This window comes from Pseudomonas sp. 382, assembly GCF_002759075.1.
Taxonomy (GTDB): Bacteria; Pseudomonadota; Gammaproteobacteria; order Pseudomonadales; family Pseudomonadaceae; genus Aquipseudomonas; species Aquipseudomonas vlassakiae.
Map to the genome: position 1 here is coordinate 137,692 of NZ_PEMX01000007.1, position 15,479 is coordinate 153,170.

Genomic DNA, 15,479 nt, shown 5'->3' on the forward strand with positions numbered 1-15,479 from the left:
CATGATCCGATTCGAACAGGTTGCCAAGCGCTACCCCAACGGCCATGTCGGCTTGCACGAGCTGAGTTTCCGCGCGCGCCGGGGCGAGTTCCTGTTCGTCACCGGGCACTCGGGTGCGGGCAAGAGCACCTTGCTGCGCCTGTTGCTGGCCATGGAACGCCCGACCAGCGGCAAGCTGATGCTGGCAGGGCAGGACCTGGGCCAGATCAGCAATGCGCAGATCCCGTTCCTGCGTCGGCAGATTGGCGTGGTGTTCCAGAACCACCAGCTGCTGTTCGACCGCACCGTGTTCAACAACATCGCCCTGCCGCTACAGATTCTCGGCTTGTCCAAGGCCGAGATCGCCAAACGCGTTGATTCGGCGCTGGAGCGGGTGTCGCTGGCCGACAAGGGCGAGCTGTTCCCGGCCGACCTGTCAACCGGCCAGCAGCAGCGGGTCGGTATTGCCCGCGCGATAGTTCACCAGCCGGCCTTGCTGCTGGCGGATGAGCCCACCGGTAACCTCGACCCGCGGCTGGCCGCGGAGATCATGGGTGTGTTCGAGGATATCAACCGCCTGGGCACCACGGTTCTGATCGCCAGTCACGACCTGGCACTGATTGCGCGCATGCGCCACCGCATGCTGACCCTGCAGCGCGGTCGTCTGATCGGCGATGGGGAGGCCGGGCAATGAGCACTACACGTACACCAAAGGTTTCCGAGCGCGTTGCGCCCAAGGCTGCCGACCCGCAGCCGGCCAGGAAGAAGGGCGGCGATCACGATGACGACGGCCCGGACTTCCGCACCCTGCTGCAGGCCTGGCTGGAAAGCCATCGCGCCAGCTTGGCCGACAGCCTTCGACGGCTGGGCAAGCAGCCGATCGGCAGCTTTTTCACCTGCCTGGTGATGGCCGTGGCCCTGAGCATGCCCATGGGGCTGTCGCTGCTGCTGAAGAATATCGAGGTGCTGGGTGGCTCATGGCAACGCGCCGCACAGATTTCGCTGTACCTGAAGCTCGATGCTGGTAGCCAGCAGGGTGAAGCCCTGCGTGACGACATCAAGCGCATGCCGGGGGTCGCCGACGCCCAATACGTCAGCCCAGGGCAGGCCCTGCAAGAGTTCCAGCAGCAGTCCGGGCTAGGCGAGGCCCTTCGCGAGCTGCCTGACAACCCGTTGCCCGGTGTGGTGGTGGTGACCCCGACCGAAGTCGATAAACCGGCCCTGGAAGCCCTTCGTCAACGTCTTTCGGAGCTGCCGAGGGTTGAGAATGCACAACTTGACCTGGTATGGGTCGAGCGGCTGGCGGCGATCCTCAAGCTGGGCGACCGTTTTGTCTTCGGCCTGGCGGTAATGCTGATTTCCGCGCTGCTGTTAGTAATCGGTAACACAATTCGTCTACATATCGAAAACCGCCGCATCGAGATCGAAGTGATCAAGCTGGTGGGCGGTACAGACAGCTACGTTCGCAGGCCTTTCCTGTACATGGGCGCCTTGTACGGCCTGGGTGCGGGGGTGCTGGCCTGGGCCATCCTGGCCTTTGGCCTGAACTGGCTCAACGAGGCCGTGGTAGGGCTTTCCGGGCTGTATGGCAGTGACTTCGCCCTGGGCGGGGTGCCGGCGTCCGATGGTCTGTCGCTCTTGATCGGAGCGGTGCTGTTGGGGTATATCGGTGCATGGATCGCAGTCGCCCGCCATTTGAACGAGCTGGCGCCGCGATAGTTTTTACGTGCCAGCATTGACATTTCCTTCATGATGGAACTTGTACGCTCGTTCCGGGTCAATGTTGGCAGCGCTCACAAGGCGCGAGTTTTGTAAGTCGGAGGTTCTTGAATGACCACATCGTTGCAACCTGCCTATGCCCTGGTGCCCGGTGCAAACCTGGAAGCCTACGTGCACACGGTCAACAGCATCCCGCTGCTGTCTGTCGAGCAGGAGCGTGATCTGGCCGAGCGTCTCTACTATGAGCAGGATCTCGAGGCCGCTCGGCAAATGGTGATGGCCCACCTGCGTTTCGTTGTGCATATCGCACGTAGCTATGCAGGGTACGGTCTGGCGCAGGCTGACCTGATCCAGGAAGGCAACGTCGGCCTGATGAAGGCGGTCAAGCGTTTCAACCCGGAAATGGGTGTGCGCCTGGTGTCCTTCGCCGTGCACTGGATCAAGGCAGAGATCCACGAGTTCATCCTGCGTAACTGGCGCATCGTCAAGGTGGCCACCACCAAGGCCCAGCGCAAGCTGTTCTTCAACCTGCGTAGCCAGAAGAAGCGTCTGGCCTGGCTGAACAACGACGAAGTGCATCGCGTGGCGGAAAGCCTCGGCGTCGAGCCGCGTGAAGTGCGCGAGATGGAAAGCCGCCTGAGTGGCCAGGACATGGCCTTCGACCCGGCAGCCGAAGCGGATGACGACAGCGCCTTCCAGTCGCCAGCGCATTATCTGGAAGACCACCGCTACGATCCGGCTGTGCAGCTGGAGGATGCCGACTGGAGCGACAACTCCACCAGCAACCTGCACGAAGCACTGCAAGGCCTGGATGACCGTAGCCGCGATATCCTCTACCAGCGCTGGCTGGCGGAAGAAAAGGCCACGCTGCATGAGCTGGCTGACAAGTACAGCGTTTCTGCTGAGCGTATTCGCCAGCTGGAGAAGAATGCAATGAACAAGGTCAAGGCGCTGATCACCGTCTGACCTGACCTGGCTTCATTGAAAAGCCGCTGACCCGAGAGGGTGAGCGGCTTTTTTGTCGGGGTTACGGCCTGCGCGAGCTGTCCAGTTGCATCAGGTAGCTGGGCCCGCCCAGCTGGCTCATCTGCCGGCGAATCCAGCCCGCCCGGCTTGCCACATAGGCGCTGGGCCGGCTGGCACTCCACTTGATCGGGCTCGGCAGCACGGCGGCCAGTTGTGCGGCCTGCTGGCGGGTCAGCCGGCTGGCATCGACACCAAAGTGATAACGCGCCGCGGCCTGGGCGCCGAACACGCCTTTGCCCCACTCGGCGCTGTTCAGGTAAACCTCAAGAATCCGCTCCTTCGACCAGAACAGTTCGATCAGCCCCGTGAACCAGGCCTCCAGCCCCTTGCGGAACCAGCTGCGTCCCGACCACAGGAACAGGTTCTTGGCTACCTGCTGGGTCAGGGTGCTGGCACCACGAATGCTGCCGCCACGCTCGTTGTACGCCAGCGCCGCCTGGATGGCCGGAATGTCGAAGCCCCAATGGCTGGCAAACTTCTGGTCCTCACCGGCGATGACTGCCACCTTGAGTTCGTCGGAGATGTTCTCCCATGGCTCCCAGTCGCGTTGCAGTTCAATCGGCTCGCCACTCACCCATGACTGCACCTTGCGTTCGAGCATCAAGGCCGTGCCAGGCGGTGGTACCCAGCGAAACACCAGCACCAGCACGATGCTGCCGGCAGCGAACCAGAGCAGGGCGCGGGCGAGGCGGCGGAGAATGGATGACAGCATGGCGATGGCTTGGCCGGACCGGTGGAACGGGCCATTATACAGACCCGATACAAGGAGTCGTCCCATGCTTCGCAGCTTCCTCATGCTCGCTGCCTTCTTCGGCTTTACCGGCGTCGCCCTGGGCGCGTTCGCCGCACATGGCCTGAAGGACCGTCTGACGGCTGATTACCTGGCCATTTTCCATACCGGGGTGACCTATCAGCTGGTGCATGCCTTGGCGATCTTTGGTGTCGCCGTGCTTTCGGCGCACCTGCCGGGGCGCCTGGTCGGCTGGGCTGGCGGTCTGTTCGCCCTGGGGATCGTGCTGTTCTCCGGTAGCTTGTACCTGCTGACGCTCAGCGGCCTGGGCAAACTGGGCATCATCACCCCCTTCGGCGGCCTGTGCTTCCTTGCCGGTTGGCTGTGCCTGGGCATGGCTGCCTGGCGCCTGGGCTGACCAAGCGGTCCACAATCGCGACTAATGGCGTGCAGCGCCCTTGGGTTCACGCGTGGATCGGCGCTAGAATGCGGGCCCCCAAAGAACAATGGTGGCCGTGCGCATGCGCATTCAACTGAACGGTGAACCTTACGAATTGCCCGCTGGCGAAAGCGTCGCGGCCCTGCTGGCCCGCCTGGAACTGACCGGGCGCCGGGTGGCGGTGGAACTCAACCTGGATATCGTGCCGCGTAGCCAGCACGACAGCACGCAGCTGAGCGAAGGCGACCAGGTCGAAGTGGTCCATGCCATTGGTGGCGGCTGAAACCGGGCCGGCGTTTACCTGCAAGCCCCGCAATCTTTTCCCGAGGAACAACGATGAGCAACGTTCGTAGCGACAAGCCCTTCATCCTGGCCGGGCGCACTTTCCAGTCGCGCCTGCTGGTCGGCACCGGCAAGTACCGTGACATGGAAGAAACCCGCTTGGCCACCGAGGCTTCGGGTGCCGAGATCGTCACCGTGGCCGTGCGCCGGACCAACCTTGGCCAGAATGCGGGTGAGCCGAACCTGCTCGACGTGCTGTCGCCCGACAAGTACACCATCCTGCCAAACACTGCAGGTTGCTTCGATGCTGTCGAGGCGGTGCGTACCTGCCGTCTGGCCCGCGAGTTGCTCGATGGCCACAAGTCCCACGAGTCGCGCACCCTGGTGAAGCTGGAAGTGCTGGCCGACCAGAAAACCCTGTTCCCCAACGTGATCGAAACCCTCAAGGCCGCCGAGGTTCTGGTCAAGGATGGCTTCGACGTGATGGTCTACACCAGCGACGATCCGATCATCGCCCGCCAGCTGGCCGAGGCCGGCTGCATCGCGGTAATGCCGCTGGCCGGTCTGATCGGCACTGGCCTGGGTATCTGCAACCCCTACAACCTGCAGATCATCCTTGAAGAATCGAAGGTGCCGGTGCTGGTTGACGCGGGTGTTGGTACGGCTTCCGACGCCACCATCGCCATGGAAATGGGCTGTGAAGCCGTGCTGATGAACTCCGCCATCGCCCACGCTCAGCAGCCGGTGCTGATGGCCGAGGCCATGAAGCACGCCATCCTCGCTGGCCGCATGGCCTACCTGGCCGGCCGCATGCCGAAAAAACTGTACGCCAGCGCCTCTTCGCCGCTGGATGGTCTGATCAAGTAAGAGCCCCCGATGACTGACTCGCAAGATACGCCGATCTCCACCGACGGCGACCAGCGCCCACACCGCCGCATCAAGAGCTTCGTGATGCGCGCCGGGCGCATGACCGAAGGCCAGCAACGTGGCCTCGACCAGGGCGGCCCGCAGTTCATCCTGCCGCTGGCCGACAGCCCGGTGGACTACGACCAGGTATTCGGCCGTTCGGCGCCGCGTACCCTGGAGATTGGCTTCGGCATGGGCCATTCCCTGCTGGAAATGGCCGCTGCCGCGCCTGAACAGGACTTCATCGGGGTCGAGGTACACCGTCCGGGTGTCGGCGCGCTGCTCAACGGCGTGCTGACCCAAGGCCTGAAGAACCTGCGGGTGTATGACTGCGATGCGATTGAAGTGCTCAACCGCTGCGTGGCCGACAATAGCCTCGACCGCCTGATGCTGTTCTTCCCTGACCCATGGCACAAGGCACGTCACCACAAGCGCCGCATCGTTCAGCTGGAGTTCGCCGAACTGGTGCGGCGCAAGCTCAAGCCTGGTGGAGTGTTCCACATGGCCACCGACTGGGAGCCGTATGCCGAGTACATGCTGGAAGTGATGAGCGCCGCCCCGGGCTATCGCAACCGTGCTGAAGATGGCACCTATGTGCCGCGCCCCGAAGAGCGCCCGATCACCAAGTTCGAGCGCCGCGGCGAGCGGCTGGGGCATGGGGTTTGGGATTTGAAGTTCGAGAAAGTGGACTGAACCTGCAACGTACCCCGTATGCAAACCGAAAACCGCCTCTAGAGAGGCGGTTTTTTTCAGGTTCCTTAATTGAGTATCAGGGTAAGGAAATCCAGGCTGGCCCGTCTCTTCGCCACGACAGTCACTTCAAACGCCTTGATTCGCTTGCCCGCAGCGCTGAAATTCACCCAGCTGTTGCGCTCCGTTACCGGGTGGGACCCGATCGTTTCGCCGTCAGCCGCGAAGAATGTCACCAACTGGCCCGGCTGGTTGGCAAGCATACTGGTTAGTGAGAACTTCACCCCGACGCATTCATAAGCAAGATCGAAGCGAACGGTTTGCTGCTCGGCAATCGAGCCGTCATTGATGCAGACGTTCTTGCCTTCGGTCATGCCATCGATAGGCCCTACCGCATGTATGTGGACCTGGCCTTGCTGATCATTGCCCAGGCTGATGGTCACGTGTGCGGTCTGTTGGCTGTTGCCTGGCCGGATGATCGGTGTCGGAGTGATATCGTTGAAGTCTTCGACAATGCTGTTGGTGGTCGAAAGCCAGGCGTTTTCGACCAAGAATGCCTGGGCCTTGGCATTCGCCCCGCCCGGGGCCTCAATGCTGAAGGTGTGGCTAGCTTGCCTGGCAGTGAAAATGCGTTCGACATCCTGCCATTCTTCACCGAGCAAGGTAGGCGCCTCGGAAAAGACATCGCTGATGCCCAGCTGCACCGAAGCCTGGCTGCCGGCCTGGCTGCGGGCCTTGACGCTGAAGCGATAATTGTTGCCTGCGGTCAGCCCTGATACTGTTTTTTCCAGCAGGATGCCGGTGTCGGTCTGCTCGACACCGTGTCTTGGCGCAATGCGGTACAGGCCATCGGCGCTCTCCAGTTGCAGGTCGATGGCCGCAGCGGTCTTGCTCCAGCCATTCCAGTCATCGCAGCCGAACTGGTCAGCTGCCTGACGCAGGTGCGATGCAGTGGCAGCAGGCGTTTCGGTGAGCAAGCGAATACTGTCGATGAAGGTGCGGTTGCCGCAGGTGAGTTCAACCCGCTTGATCAACGTTTCTCGACGGGCGACCAGTTCGACATGGGCGTTGGTCGTTTCGCCCGGCTGTGGGCTGATAGACTGCGTGGCAACTTCTTCACCGGCTTCATTGAACGCTTTGGCTGAAGCCTGCTGACCGATACCTGCCCAATTGAATGCCACCGCATGATAAGTGCCGACCAGTTCCAGGTGGGTGGTTTGAGCGGGGAAAATGTTGCCGCCGTTATGGGCCAGGCAAAGCACTTTTTTCAGATTGGCCTTACCCTCTTCGGGTAGCACCGGGTGGATAGCGATGCTGCCGGGGGCGCTGTCGGGAAGGCCAATCGACATGTGGTCGGCGTTGAACACCTCGCGCGGCAAGAGGTGGATGTCCTGGTACTGGTCGAAGCGCTCTGTGTGTTCGCTCAGCTCGTAGACGCGGATGAAGTCCAGGGACATGTCTCGGGCTCGTCCCAATGTTCCAGGCTCATTCACATCTTCGCTGTTTTCGGCAAGCCGATCGCGCGCGATGATCATCAAGCGGTGCTCGGTGGCGGTGGCAGTGAAGTCCAGCGAAAGGGTATCCCAATCGAAACGCGTCAAGGTCCGATCGGCCAGTTGCGCGACGCCGATGACATCAAGCGTAACGTCGGTGCGAAACAAATCATCGCCGGGGATCGTACGGAAATCTACACTAAACCGGTAGCTGCTACCCGGCTTGAACCCGGTGACGGTCTTGTCGAGCAGGGGCCCCAGCACGTTGCCTTCCCAACCTTCCGGGAAGCGCACAAAGTAATTACCATCATCCTCTCGGTCGGTTATCAACTCCCATCCGTTGCTTTGTTTGTTCCAACCGTTGAAGTCGCCTTCGCCGAACGGCGAAAAATCGACATAGGGTGCAGTAGCCATGTTCGAAAACCTCGCGAAAGACTGATTAATGTGGTCTGGCGCTGATAATCGCGGCAGCGCGAGCCTGCATTAGAAGTTGATCGCGGGATCTTCGAAACTGGCAAAAATGCTAGGTGTACCTCTCTGGGCAGTGTTTCGCAGCGAGGTTCAGCCGCGCCGATCGGCCACCACGCCGATAAGTACCAGCACCACCAGCAACACCGGCGCCAGCGCATAGTTGTTGAACTGCCCCAATCCCTTCACCACCCAGGGCGTGGCATAGATCAACGCTGCACCACTGCCGATCATCACCAGGGCAGCCATCACCGGTACCCGCAGCGCGCCCGCCAGGGCACCCAGGCGCTGGTCCACCCAGCCTTTGATGTCGGTGCCGAACAGCACCAGCAGGCAGCCTACCAGGGCCAGGGAAATCTCAGACAGATTGCTGCGGCTCCAGCGCGAAACCGTGGCGAGCAGATCAAGTACCAGATCCATGGGTCATCCTTAGGTCAAGAAATACTGCAGCAGGTCATTGAGGAACAGCTGGCCGCGTGGCGTGGCCACCAGTCGATCCGGTTCGACCTGCAAAAGGCCCTTTTGTTCGGCGGCGCGGCGGGCTTCGGCCAGCTGTGCCAGGGGCAGCCCGGTGCGCTGGGTGAACAGCTCGGCTTCCACACCATCGGTGAGGCGCAGGGCGTTCATCAGGAACTCGAACGGCAGCTCATCCACCGGCAACAGCTTCTCGCCGGCCTTGAACGGCTTGGCCAGGTTCAGGTAGTCCTTGGGCAGACGGGTCTTCCAGGTGCGCAGGATGCGGCCATCGGCGAACGTCAGCTTGCCGTGGGCGCCGGCACCGATGCCGATGAAGTCGCCGAAGCGCCAGTAGTTGAGGTTGTGCCGGGCGGCACGGTCGGCCTGGGCATAGGCCGAAACTTCGTACTGCCTGAAGCCGTTGGCCGCCATCAGCGCCTGGCCGGCTTCCTGGATGTCCCAGAGGATGTCATCTTCAGGCAGCTCTGGCGGCTGGTTCCAGAACACCGTGTTCGGCTCGACCGTCAGCTGGTACCACGACAAGTGCGTCGGCCCGAGGTCGATGGCCTGACGCAGATCGCCCAACGCGTCATCCAGCGACTGGTCAGGCAGGCCGTGCATCAGGTCCATGTTGAAGTTGTCGAAGCCGGCCGCGCGCGCCATGCCAGCGGCGCGGATCGCTTCGTCGCCATTATGAATGCGGCCCAGCGCTTGGAGTTTGGCCGGCTGGAAGCTCTGTACACCGATGGACAGGCGATTGATACCGGTCTGCCGGTAGGCCTTGAACTTCTCTTGCTCGAAGGTACCGGGGTTGGCCTCAAGCGTGATCTCGATGTCTGCCGCGAACGGGATGCGTTGCTCCACGCCGCGCAGCAGACGCCCCAGGGCCTTGGCACTGAACAGGCTCGGGGTCCCGCCGCCGAAGAAAATCGACGACAGGGGCCGGCCCTGCACGGCGGCTTGCTCCAGGTCTAGGTCAGTCAACAGCGCGTCGACGTAAGCCTCTTCCGGCAGCTCGGGCCCGGCGGCGTGGGAGTTGAAGTCACAGTACGGGCATTTGCGCACGCACCACGGGATGTGGATGTACAGGGCCAACGGCGGCAGGCGGGTGAGCGCCACCGCGTCGACTGCGGACAGCGTTGCGATCATGCCAGGCCCAGACGTTGACGCAGCAGGGCCATGGCGCGGGCGCGGTGGCTGAGCTGGTTCTTATCCTCAGGCGCGAGGTCGGCGCTGGAGCACTTGCGCTCCGGCACCCAGAACAGCGGGTCATAACCGAAGCCATGCTCGCCGCTGGCCTCGAACAGGATGCTGCCGTGCCACAGGCCTTCGCAAAGGATTGGCAGCGGGTCATCGGCGTGGCGCACCAGGGCCAGCACGCAGACGAACTGGGCGCCACGCTGTTCTGGCGGCACGTCCTTCAGCGCCTCGAGCAGCTTGGCGTTGTTCGCCGCGTCACCCTTGCCATCGGCATAGCGCGCCGAGTAGATGCCCGGCGCACCGCCGAGGAAGTCCACGGCCAGGCCGGAATCGTCGGCCAAGGCCGGGAGGCCGGAAATGCGCGCAGCGTTGCGGGCCTTGAGGATGGCATTCTCGACGAACGAAAGGCCGGTCTCTTCGGGTTCAACCTGGCTGAACTCACCGATCGAGCGCAGCTGGACCGACTGGCCGAGCATGGCCTGGAGTTCCTTGAGTTTGCCGGCGTTATGGCTGGCCAATACGAGTTGCTGGAAATTCATCATTCGCCTGGGAACACTTCCTGGTTGAAACTGAGTTGATGGCTGACCCCGCCGGTTTCGACATTCAGGTCGAAGGTCAAGGTTTCGGCCTGCTCGATCTTGAACTGGGCGATGTAATACACCGCGCCCTGGTCGGTTATCTGCTTGAACGACAGCGGGCTTGTGCGCCCGGTCAGGTCCTTCACCGTGCCGCTGACCACCGCCATGGCCGGCTTGTCGGCCTTGAGCACAGCGATGTTGAGCACGCCTTGGTTCTTGCTCCGGTTGAGCCCGGTGGCAGCGGCGATGTCCGGTTGCAACAGGCTTGAGGTGAAGGCGCTGTAGTGCACCGTCACGTCGCCAAACACTTCCTTGCGCTCAGGTCGGGCCGCATCGGCTGCCATCGCTGGCAGGGCCAGGCACAGGCTGATCAGGAACAGGGCTAGGCGACGCATGGTGCGAGTCCTCCGGTGGGCGTCAGACCGCCAGTTGATGCTCCTGCAGGCCCGGGCTGCTGACGCGATAGATGCCGATTTCACCTAGAAGATTAGGCCAAAGCCGCCCGCCCCACCCGTTACGGTGCAAGTGGTCGACGGCCAGGCGGTCAAGAACCTTGGCGCGGCGCTCATGGCACAGCTCTTCGAAGTCGGCGAAGGTGCAGAAGTGGATGTTCGGCGTGTTGTACCAGGTGTACGGCATGAAGTCCGAGACCGGCATGCGCCCCTTGGTGGCCAGGTACCAGCGGCAGCGCCAGTGGCCGAAGTTGGGGAACGTGATGATGCACTGGCGGCCCACCCGCAGCATCTCATCGAGGATGCGGTCTGGGTATTCCACGGCCTGCAGGGCCTGGGTCATGATTACCACGTCGAAGCTGTTGCTGGCAAAGTTGCCCAGGCCCTTGTCGAGGTCCTGCTCGATGACGTTGACGCCCCTCGCCACGCAGGCAGCGATGTTGTCGGGGTCGATCTCCAGGCCATAGCCGGTGACCTGTTTGCGGTCGCGCAGCGAGGCCAGCAGCTCGCCGCTGCCGCAGCCCAGGTCGAGTACCCGGCTGCCGGCGGGAATCCAGTCGTGGATGATTTCCAGATCGGCTCTCATGCTGTCCTCAGATGACGATGCGGTTCATGTAGTTCGCGAAACCCTGCATGTAGCGAGGCGTGGGTATCAGGAAGGCATCGTGGCCGTAAGGCGAATCGATCTCCAGATAACAGACGTTCTTGCGGGCCGCCATCAGGGCGTCGACGATCTCCCGCGAGCGGGCCGGCGAGAAGCGCCAGTCGGTGGTGAACGACATGATGCAGTAATCCGCCTTGACGTGGGCCAGGGTTGCAGCCAGGTCGCCGCCATTGGCAGCGGCCGGGTCGAAGTAGTCCAGGGCCTTGGTCATCAGCAGGTAGGTGTTGGCGTCGAAGCGGCCGGAAAACTCCTCGCCCTGATAGCGCAGGTAGCTTTCGACCTGGAACTCGACACTGTGGAAGTCGTAGTTGAGCTTGTCGCTCTTCAGCTCGCGGCCGAATTTCTCACCCATCGAGTCGTCGGACAGGTACGTGATGTGGCCGACCATGCGTGCCAGCATCAGGCCGCGCTTGGGGATCACGCCCTGGTCCTGGAACGAACCGCCGTGGAACTCAGGGTCGGTAAGGATGGCCTGGCGTGCCACTTCGTTGAAGGCGATGTTCTGCGCCGACAGTTTGGGGGCCGAGGCGATATCCACACAGTGGCGCACGCGATCAGGGTAGGTGATGGTCCATTGCAGGGCCTGCATGCCCCCAAGGCTGCCACCCACGATGGCAGCCCACTGCTGGATGCCCAGGCGATCGGCCAGGCGCGCCTGGCTATGCACCCAGTCTTCAACGGTCAGTACCGGGAACTCGGCGCCATAAGGCTTGCCGGTGGCCGGATTGACGCTGCTCGGGCCGGTGCTGCCATTGCAGCCGCCGAGGTTGTTCAGGCTGACCACGAAGAAGCGGTTGGTGTCGATCGGTTTACCGGGACCGATGCAGCTGTCCCACCAGCCCGGCTTGCGGTCGGTGGCGGCATGGTAGCCCGCGGCATGGTGATGGCCGGACAGGGCATGGCAGATCAGCACGGCATTGCTCGCGCTGGCATTCAGGGTGCCATAGGTCTCGTAGACCAGCTCGTAGCTGTTCAGCGAACGGCCGCAGGCCAAGGCCAGCGGTTCATCGAAGCTGGCAATTTGCGGTGTAACCAGACCGACGGAATCTTCGGGAAGGACAGTGGACATCGACCCTGCTCACGCTTGACGGAGGCGTAAGTCTAAAGAGCACTCCCCCCAGCGGCAAGCGAAGGCTTGCCACTGGAGGTAAGCAGCAGTCCTTGGGCTCAGATCATCCGCCACAGTTCCTGTGGCATGCCGGCATAGGCGGCCAGCGGCGGCATGACGAATGACTGGATCACCTGGATCGCCAGGAAGGCGAAGATCGGCGAGATGTCCATGCCGCCCAGGTTGGGCACGATACGGCGGAACGGTGCCAGCACCGGTTCGCTGATCTGCCAGGCCAGCTCGGCAGCCGGGTTGTGGCTGTTCGGTGCGACCCAGGACACGATCACCATGACGATCATCGCCACCCAGAAGATTTTCAGGAACAGCGAGGTGATACCGATGATGGCCCACATCAGCAGGTGCAGCACGTCGCCGAAGGTGCCGTAGGTGACCATCAGCACGAAGCCCATCAGCAGCGCCTGGATGACGATCGCCAGCAGCAGCGACGAGGTGTCGAGGCCGCCGATGCTCGGAATCACCCGGCGGATCGGCTTGAGCAGTGGCTGGGTTGCGCGCACGGCGAACTGGCTCAGCGGGTTGTAGAAATTGGCTTTGACCAGTTGCAGCACGAAGCGCAGCAGGACGATCACCAGGTACAGGCTGACCAGGGTTTGCACCACGAAGATCGCGGCGCCGGACAATGCATTCATCAACGGCTCCTTATTTGCCCAGTTGTTCGGCCAGCTCGGCAGAACGCTTCGACGCCGCCTCCAGCGCCTGCTCGACGATGGCTTCGAAACCATTGCCCTGGAACGACTTGATCGCCGCCTCGGTGGTGCCGGCTGGCGAGGTGACGCGGCGGCGCAGCTCTGCGGCGTCGACATCGCTGGCCACCGCCATGCGCGCGGCGCCCAGGGCAGTTTGCAGGGTCAGTTGCGAGGCGGTTTCGCGTGGCAGGCCGAGTTTTTCGCCAGCAGCGGTCATCGCTTCGATCAACAGGAAGAAATAGGCCGGGCCGCTGCCGGAGACCGCAGTGACGGCGTCCAGTTGTTGCTCTTGCTCAAGCCACAGGGCGGTACCGACTGCCGACAGCAGCTGTTCGGCCTGCTGGCGTTGTTCGGCGGACACTTCAGCGGTGGCGTACAGGCCGCTGACACCCTGGCGCAGCAGCGCTGGTGTGTTGGGCATGCAGCGCACCACCTGACGGGCGCCGAGCCAGGTCTGCAAGCTGGCGCAGGTGATGCCGGCGGCGATCGAGACGATCAGCTGGCCAGCAGCCAGGTTAGGCTTCAGTGACTCGCACACGGCCTTCATGACTTGCGGTTTAACCGCCAGCACGACCACGTCGGCACCGGCAATCGCCTGGGCGTTGTCTGCGAAAGCTTCGATGCCGTGCTCGGCCTGGATGCGGGTGCGGGTTTCGGCGCCGGGGTCGCTGGCACGGATCTGCGCCGCGTCCATGCCCTGGGCACGCAGGCCGCCGATCAGGCTGGCGGCCATGTTGCCGGCGCCGATAAAGGCAATACGTGTCTTGCTCATGTCAGGTCCTTGAAGGAAAGAGTGAGTAAAGCATGGAATCAGACGGGGCCGTAATGGCGTGCGCCGAACAGGGCGGTGCCGATACGTACCCAGGTCGCTCCTTGGGCAATGGCCGCTTCCAGGTCGTGGCTCATGCCCATCGACAGGGTGTCGAGGCCAAGGCCCAGGTTTGCCTGTAGCTGGTTCAGGCTGGCGAAGGCGGCCTCCTGGGCGGTACGGTCTTCGGTCGGCTCAGGGATCGCCATCAGCCCCCGCAGGCGCAGGTTTGGCAGTGCCGCCACGTCCCTGGCCAGTGCGGGCAGGTCGACCGGGGCGCAACCGGATTTGCTGTCTTCGCCGCTGACGTTCACCTGCAGGCAGATGTTCAGTGGTGGCAGGCCCGCAGGGCGCTGTTCGGACAGGCGTTGGGCGATCTTCAGGCGGTCCACGGAGTGTACCCAGTCGAAATGTTCGGCAATGGCTTTGGTCTTGTTCGACTGAATGGGGCCGATGAAGTGCCAGATCAAGGGCAGGTCACGCAGTTCTTGCTGCTTGGCCAGGGCTTCCTGCAGATAGTTTTCACCCACATCACGCACACCGGCAGCGTAGATTTCGCGTATGGCGCTGGCCGGTTTGGTCTTGCTTACGGCCAGCAGCCGGACGCTCGCCGGGTCACGTCCGGCAGCCTTGGCGGCGCTGTGGATGCGGGCGGCAAGGGCGGTAAGGTTGTCTGCTATGGTGGACATGGATCGATGCCGTCGGCTCTGGAGATCTTCGGCATTCTACCTGCTTGATGGCTATTGGGGAGTCTCATGGACGCGACCGACCTGTTGGCCCGGGCCGTGGAGGCAGGGGCGAGCGACCTGCATCTGGCGGCGGGCGAGATACCGATGCTGCGCGTGGATGGCGAGCTGCGGCGCATGGCGCTGCCGAGCCTGACCTCAGCAGCAATGAACGACGCGCTGTCAGCGCTGCTCGACGAGGGCCAGTGCCGGCAATGGTTGCAGGGCGATGAACTGGATCTGGCCCTGGAGTTGGCATCTCTGGGGCGTTTTCGTCTCAGCCTGTTTCGACAGATAAACGGCCTGGCTGCAGCGTTTCGTCTGATTCCGCAACGTATTGCCAGTATCGATGAGCTTGAACTTGAAGAAGTGTTTCAAGCCGTTGCGCAGCACACGGATGGCCTGGTGCTGGTGGGCGGCCCGACCGGTAGTGGCAAATCGAGTACCCTGGCGGCTCTGATCGACCGGCTTAATCGTGAGCAGGCACTGCACATCATCACTCTCGAAGACCCTGTCGAGGTTGTCCACAGCAGCCAACGCAGCCTGGTCAATCAGCGCGAGATCGGCCGGCATTGTCGTGACTTCGCTCAGGGGCTGCGCAGCGCCCTGCGTCAGGACCCGGATGTGATCATGATCGGCGAACTGCGCGATCTGGAAACCGTCCGCCTGGCGTTGCGCGCAGCGCAGACGGGGCATCTGGTGCTGGCAACGGTGCATACGCGGACGGCGGCAAGCAGCATCGACCGGCTGGTGGAGGTGTTCGCGGCAGAAGAGAAGCCCTTGGTGCGGGCGATGCTGGCGGAGTCGCTGAGATTGGTGGTGGCGCAGGTGCTGGTCAAACGTAGGGGCGGCGGCCGAGTGGCCGCGCGCGAAGTGCTGGTGGCGACACCTGCGGTGCGCAATCTGGTGCGAGAGGGGAGAATGGCGCAGTTGTGTTCGGTGATGCAGACCGGAGCGGCAGAAGGAATGCGGACGATGGAGGGGGCGATGCGAGGGCTGAGGGATAGGGGCCTGATCAGCGATCTTTAGCGCCTGTTCAGGCTTCTGCG

General features: G+C 62.7%; 19 protein-coding genes. 8 read left to right on the plus strand and 11 right to left on the minus strand.

Annotated elements, in window-relative coordinates; all coding sequences use genetic code 11:
* Position 1: 1 nt before the first annotated feature.
* The 3 genes from ftsE (at position 2) to rpoH (ending at position 2,664) form a co-directional block, all read left to right on the plus strand.
* Positions 2 to 673, plus strand: a complete 672-nt coding sequence (ftsE, locus tag CQW31_RS10870; protein ID WP_009684915.1) for a cell division ATP-binding protein FtsE — start codon at positions 2 to 4, stop codon at positions 671 to 673.
* Positions 670 to 1,698, plus strand: coding sequence for a permease-like cell division protein FtsX (gene ftsX, locus CQW31_RS10875; RefSeq protein ID WP_054884202.1), 1,029 nt, complete (start codon positions 670 to 672; stop codon positions 1,696 to 1,698). Before ftsE ends, ftsX begins: the two co-directional genes overlap by 4 nt.
* Positions 1,699 to 1,809: 111 nt before the next feature.
* Positions 1,810 to 2,664, plus strand: coding sequence for an RNA polymerase sigma factor RpoH (gene rpoH / locus CQW31_RS10880; RefSeq protein ID WP_054884203.1), 855 nt, complete (start codon positions 1,810 to 1,812; stop codon positions 2,662 to 2,664).
* Between the two features lie 61 nt (positions 2,665 to 2,725).
* Here the strand turns inward: rpoH and mtgA are convergent, their stop codons facing one another.
* On the minus strand, positions 2,726 to 3,436 hold the full coding sequence (gene mtgA / locus CQW31_RS10885) for a monofunctional biosynthetic peptidoglycan transglycosylase (RefSeq protein ID WP_054884204.1): 711 nt from the start codon (positions 3,434 to 3,436) through the stop codon (positions 2,726 to 2,728).
* A 64-nt stretch (positions 3,437 to 3,500) separates the two neighbouring features.
* Between mtgA and CQW31_RS10890 the strand changes: the two genes are divergently transcribed.
* From CQW31_RS10890 to trmB, 4 genes are all read left to right on the plus strand, one after another.
* Positions 3,501 to 3,872: a DUF423 domain-containing protein gene (locus CQW31_RS10890; protein ID WP_054884205.1), complete on the plus strand. Its 372-nt coding sequence runs from the start codon at positions 3,501 to 3,503 to the stop codon at positions 3,870 to 3,872.
* Between the two features lie 103 nt (positions 3,873 to 3,975).
* Positions 3,976 to 4,176 (plus strand): sulfur carrier protein ThiS, encoded by a 201-nt coding sequence (gene thiS / locus CQW31_RS10895; RefSeq protein ID WP_099814494.1) that lies wholly within the window; start codon positions 3,976 to 3,978, stop codon positions 4,174 to 4,176.
* A gap of 53 nt (positions 4,177 to 4,229) precedes the next feature.
* Complete coding sequence (locus CQW31_RS10900) at positions 4,230 to 5,042, plus strand: thiazole synthase (RefSeq protein ID WP_027920973.1); 813 nt, start codon at positions 4,230 to 4,232, stop codon at positions 5,040 to 5,042.
* Positions 5,043 to 5,051: 9 nt separating this feature from the next.
* The gene (gene trmB / locus CQW31_RS10905; protein WP_099814467.1) at positions 5,052 to 5,774 is read left to right on the plus strand and encodes a tRNA (guanosine(46)-N7)-methyltransferase TrmB; all 723 of its coding nucleotides are present in this window, start codon (positions 5,052 to 5,054) and stop codon (positions 5,772 to 5,774) included.
* A gap of 65 nt (positions 5,775 to 5,839) precedes the next feature.
* Here trmB and CQW31_RS10910 read toward each other — a convergent pair whose 3' ends face one another.
* The 10 genes from CQW31_RS10910 to CQW31_RS10955 form a co-directional block, all read right to left on the minus strand.
* Positions 5,840 to 7,678, minus strand: a complete 1,839-nt coding sequence (locus CQW31_RS10910) for a carbohydrate binding domain-containing protein (RefSeq protein WP_099814468.1) — start codon at positions 7,676 to 7,678, stop codon at positions 5,840 to 5,842.
* A 147-nt stretch (positions 7,679 to 7,825) separates the two neighbouring features.
* Entirely contained in the window at positions 7,826 to 8,152 is a 327-nt protein-coding gene (locus tag CQW31_RS10915) for a DUF3392 family protein (RefSeq protein ID WP_027920975.1), read from the minus strand.
* Positions 8,153 to 8,161: 9 nt separating this feature from the next.
* Positions 8,162 to 9,337, minus strand: coding sequence for a radical SAM family heme chaperone HemW (hemW, locus tag CQW31_RS10920; protein ID WP_099814469.1), 1,176 nt, complete (start codon positions 9,335 to 9,337; stop codon positions 8,162 to 8,164).
* On the minus strand, positions 9,334 to 9,930 hold the full coding sequence (rdgB, locus tag CQW31_RS10925) for an RdgB/HAM1 family non-canonical purine NTP pyrophosphatase (RefSeq protein WP_054884209.1): 597 nt from the start codon (positions 9,928 to 9,930) through the stop codon (positions 9,334 to 9,336). The genes hemW and rdgB overlap by 4 nt, the downstream gene beginning before the upstream one ends.
* Entirely contained in the window at positions 9,927 to 10,361 is a 435-nt protein-coding gene (locus CQW31_RS10930) for a DUF4426 domain-containing protein (RefSeq protein ID WP_054884210.1), read from the minus strand. Before CQW31_RS10930 ends, rdgB begins: the two co-directional genes overlap by 4 nt.
* Before the next feature lie 22 nt (positions 10,362 to 10,383).
* A complete protein-coding gene (gene metW / locus CQW31_RS10935) occupies positions 10,384 to 11,004 on the minus strand; it encodes a methionine biosynthesis protein MetW (protein WP_054884211.1) in 621 nt (206 codons plus the stop codon).
* A 7-nt stretch (positions 11,005 to 11,011) separates the two neighbouring features.
* A complete protein-coding gene (locus CQW31_RS10940; RefSeq protein ID WP_054884212.1) occupies positions 11,012 to 12,151 on the minus strand; it encodes a homoserine O-acetyltransferase in 1,140 nt (379 codons plus the stop codon).
* A gap of 98 nt (positions 12,152 to 12,249) precedes the next feature.
* Positions 12,250 to 12,840: a YggT family protein gene (locus CQW31_RS10945; RefSeq protein WP_027920981.1), complete on the minus strand. Its 591-nt coding sequence runs from the start codon at positions 12,838 to 12,840 to the stop codon at positions 12,250 to 12,252.
* Positions 12,841 to 12,850: 10 nt separating this feature from the next.
* Positions 12,851 to 13,669, minus strand: a complete 819-nt coding sequence (proC, locus tag CQW31_RS10950; RefSeq protein WP_099814470.1) for a pyrroline-5-carboxylate reductase — start codon at positions 13,667 to 13,669, stop codon at positions 12,851 to 12,853.
* A 38-nt stretch (positions 13,670 to 13,707) separates the two neighbouring features.
* Positions 13,708 to 14,394: a YggS family pyridoxal phosphate-dependent enzyme gene (locus CQW31_RS10955; RefSeq protein ID WP_099814471.1), complete on the minus strand. Its 687-nt coding sequence runs from the start codon at positions 14,392 to 14,394 to the stop codon at positions 13,708 to 13,710.
* 66 nt (positions 14,395 to 14,460) lie between these two features.
* Between CQW31_RS10955 and CQW31_RS10960 the strand changes: the two genes are divergently transcribed.
* Positions 14,461 to 15,459 (plus strand): type IV pilus twitching motility protein PilT, encoded by a 999-nt coding sequence (locus tag CQW31_RS10960; protein WP_099814472.1) that lies wholly within the window; start codon positions 14,461 to 14,463, stop codon positions 15,457 to 15,459.
* Positions 15,460 to 15,479 lie beyond the last annotated feature (20 nt).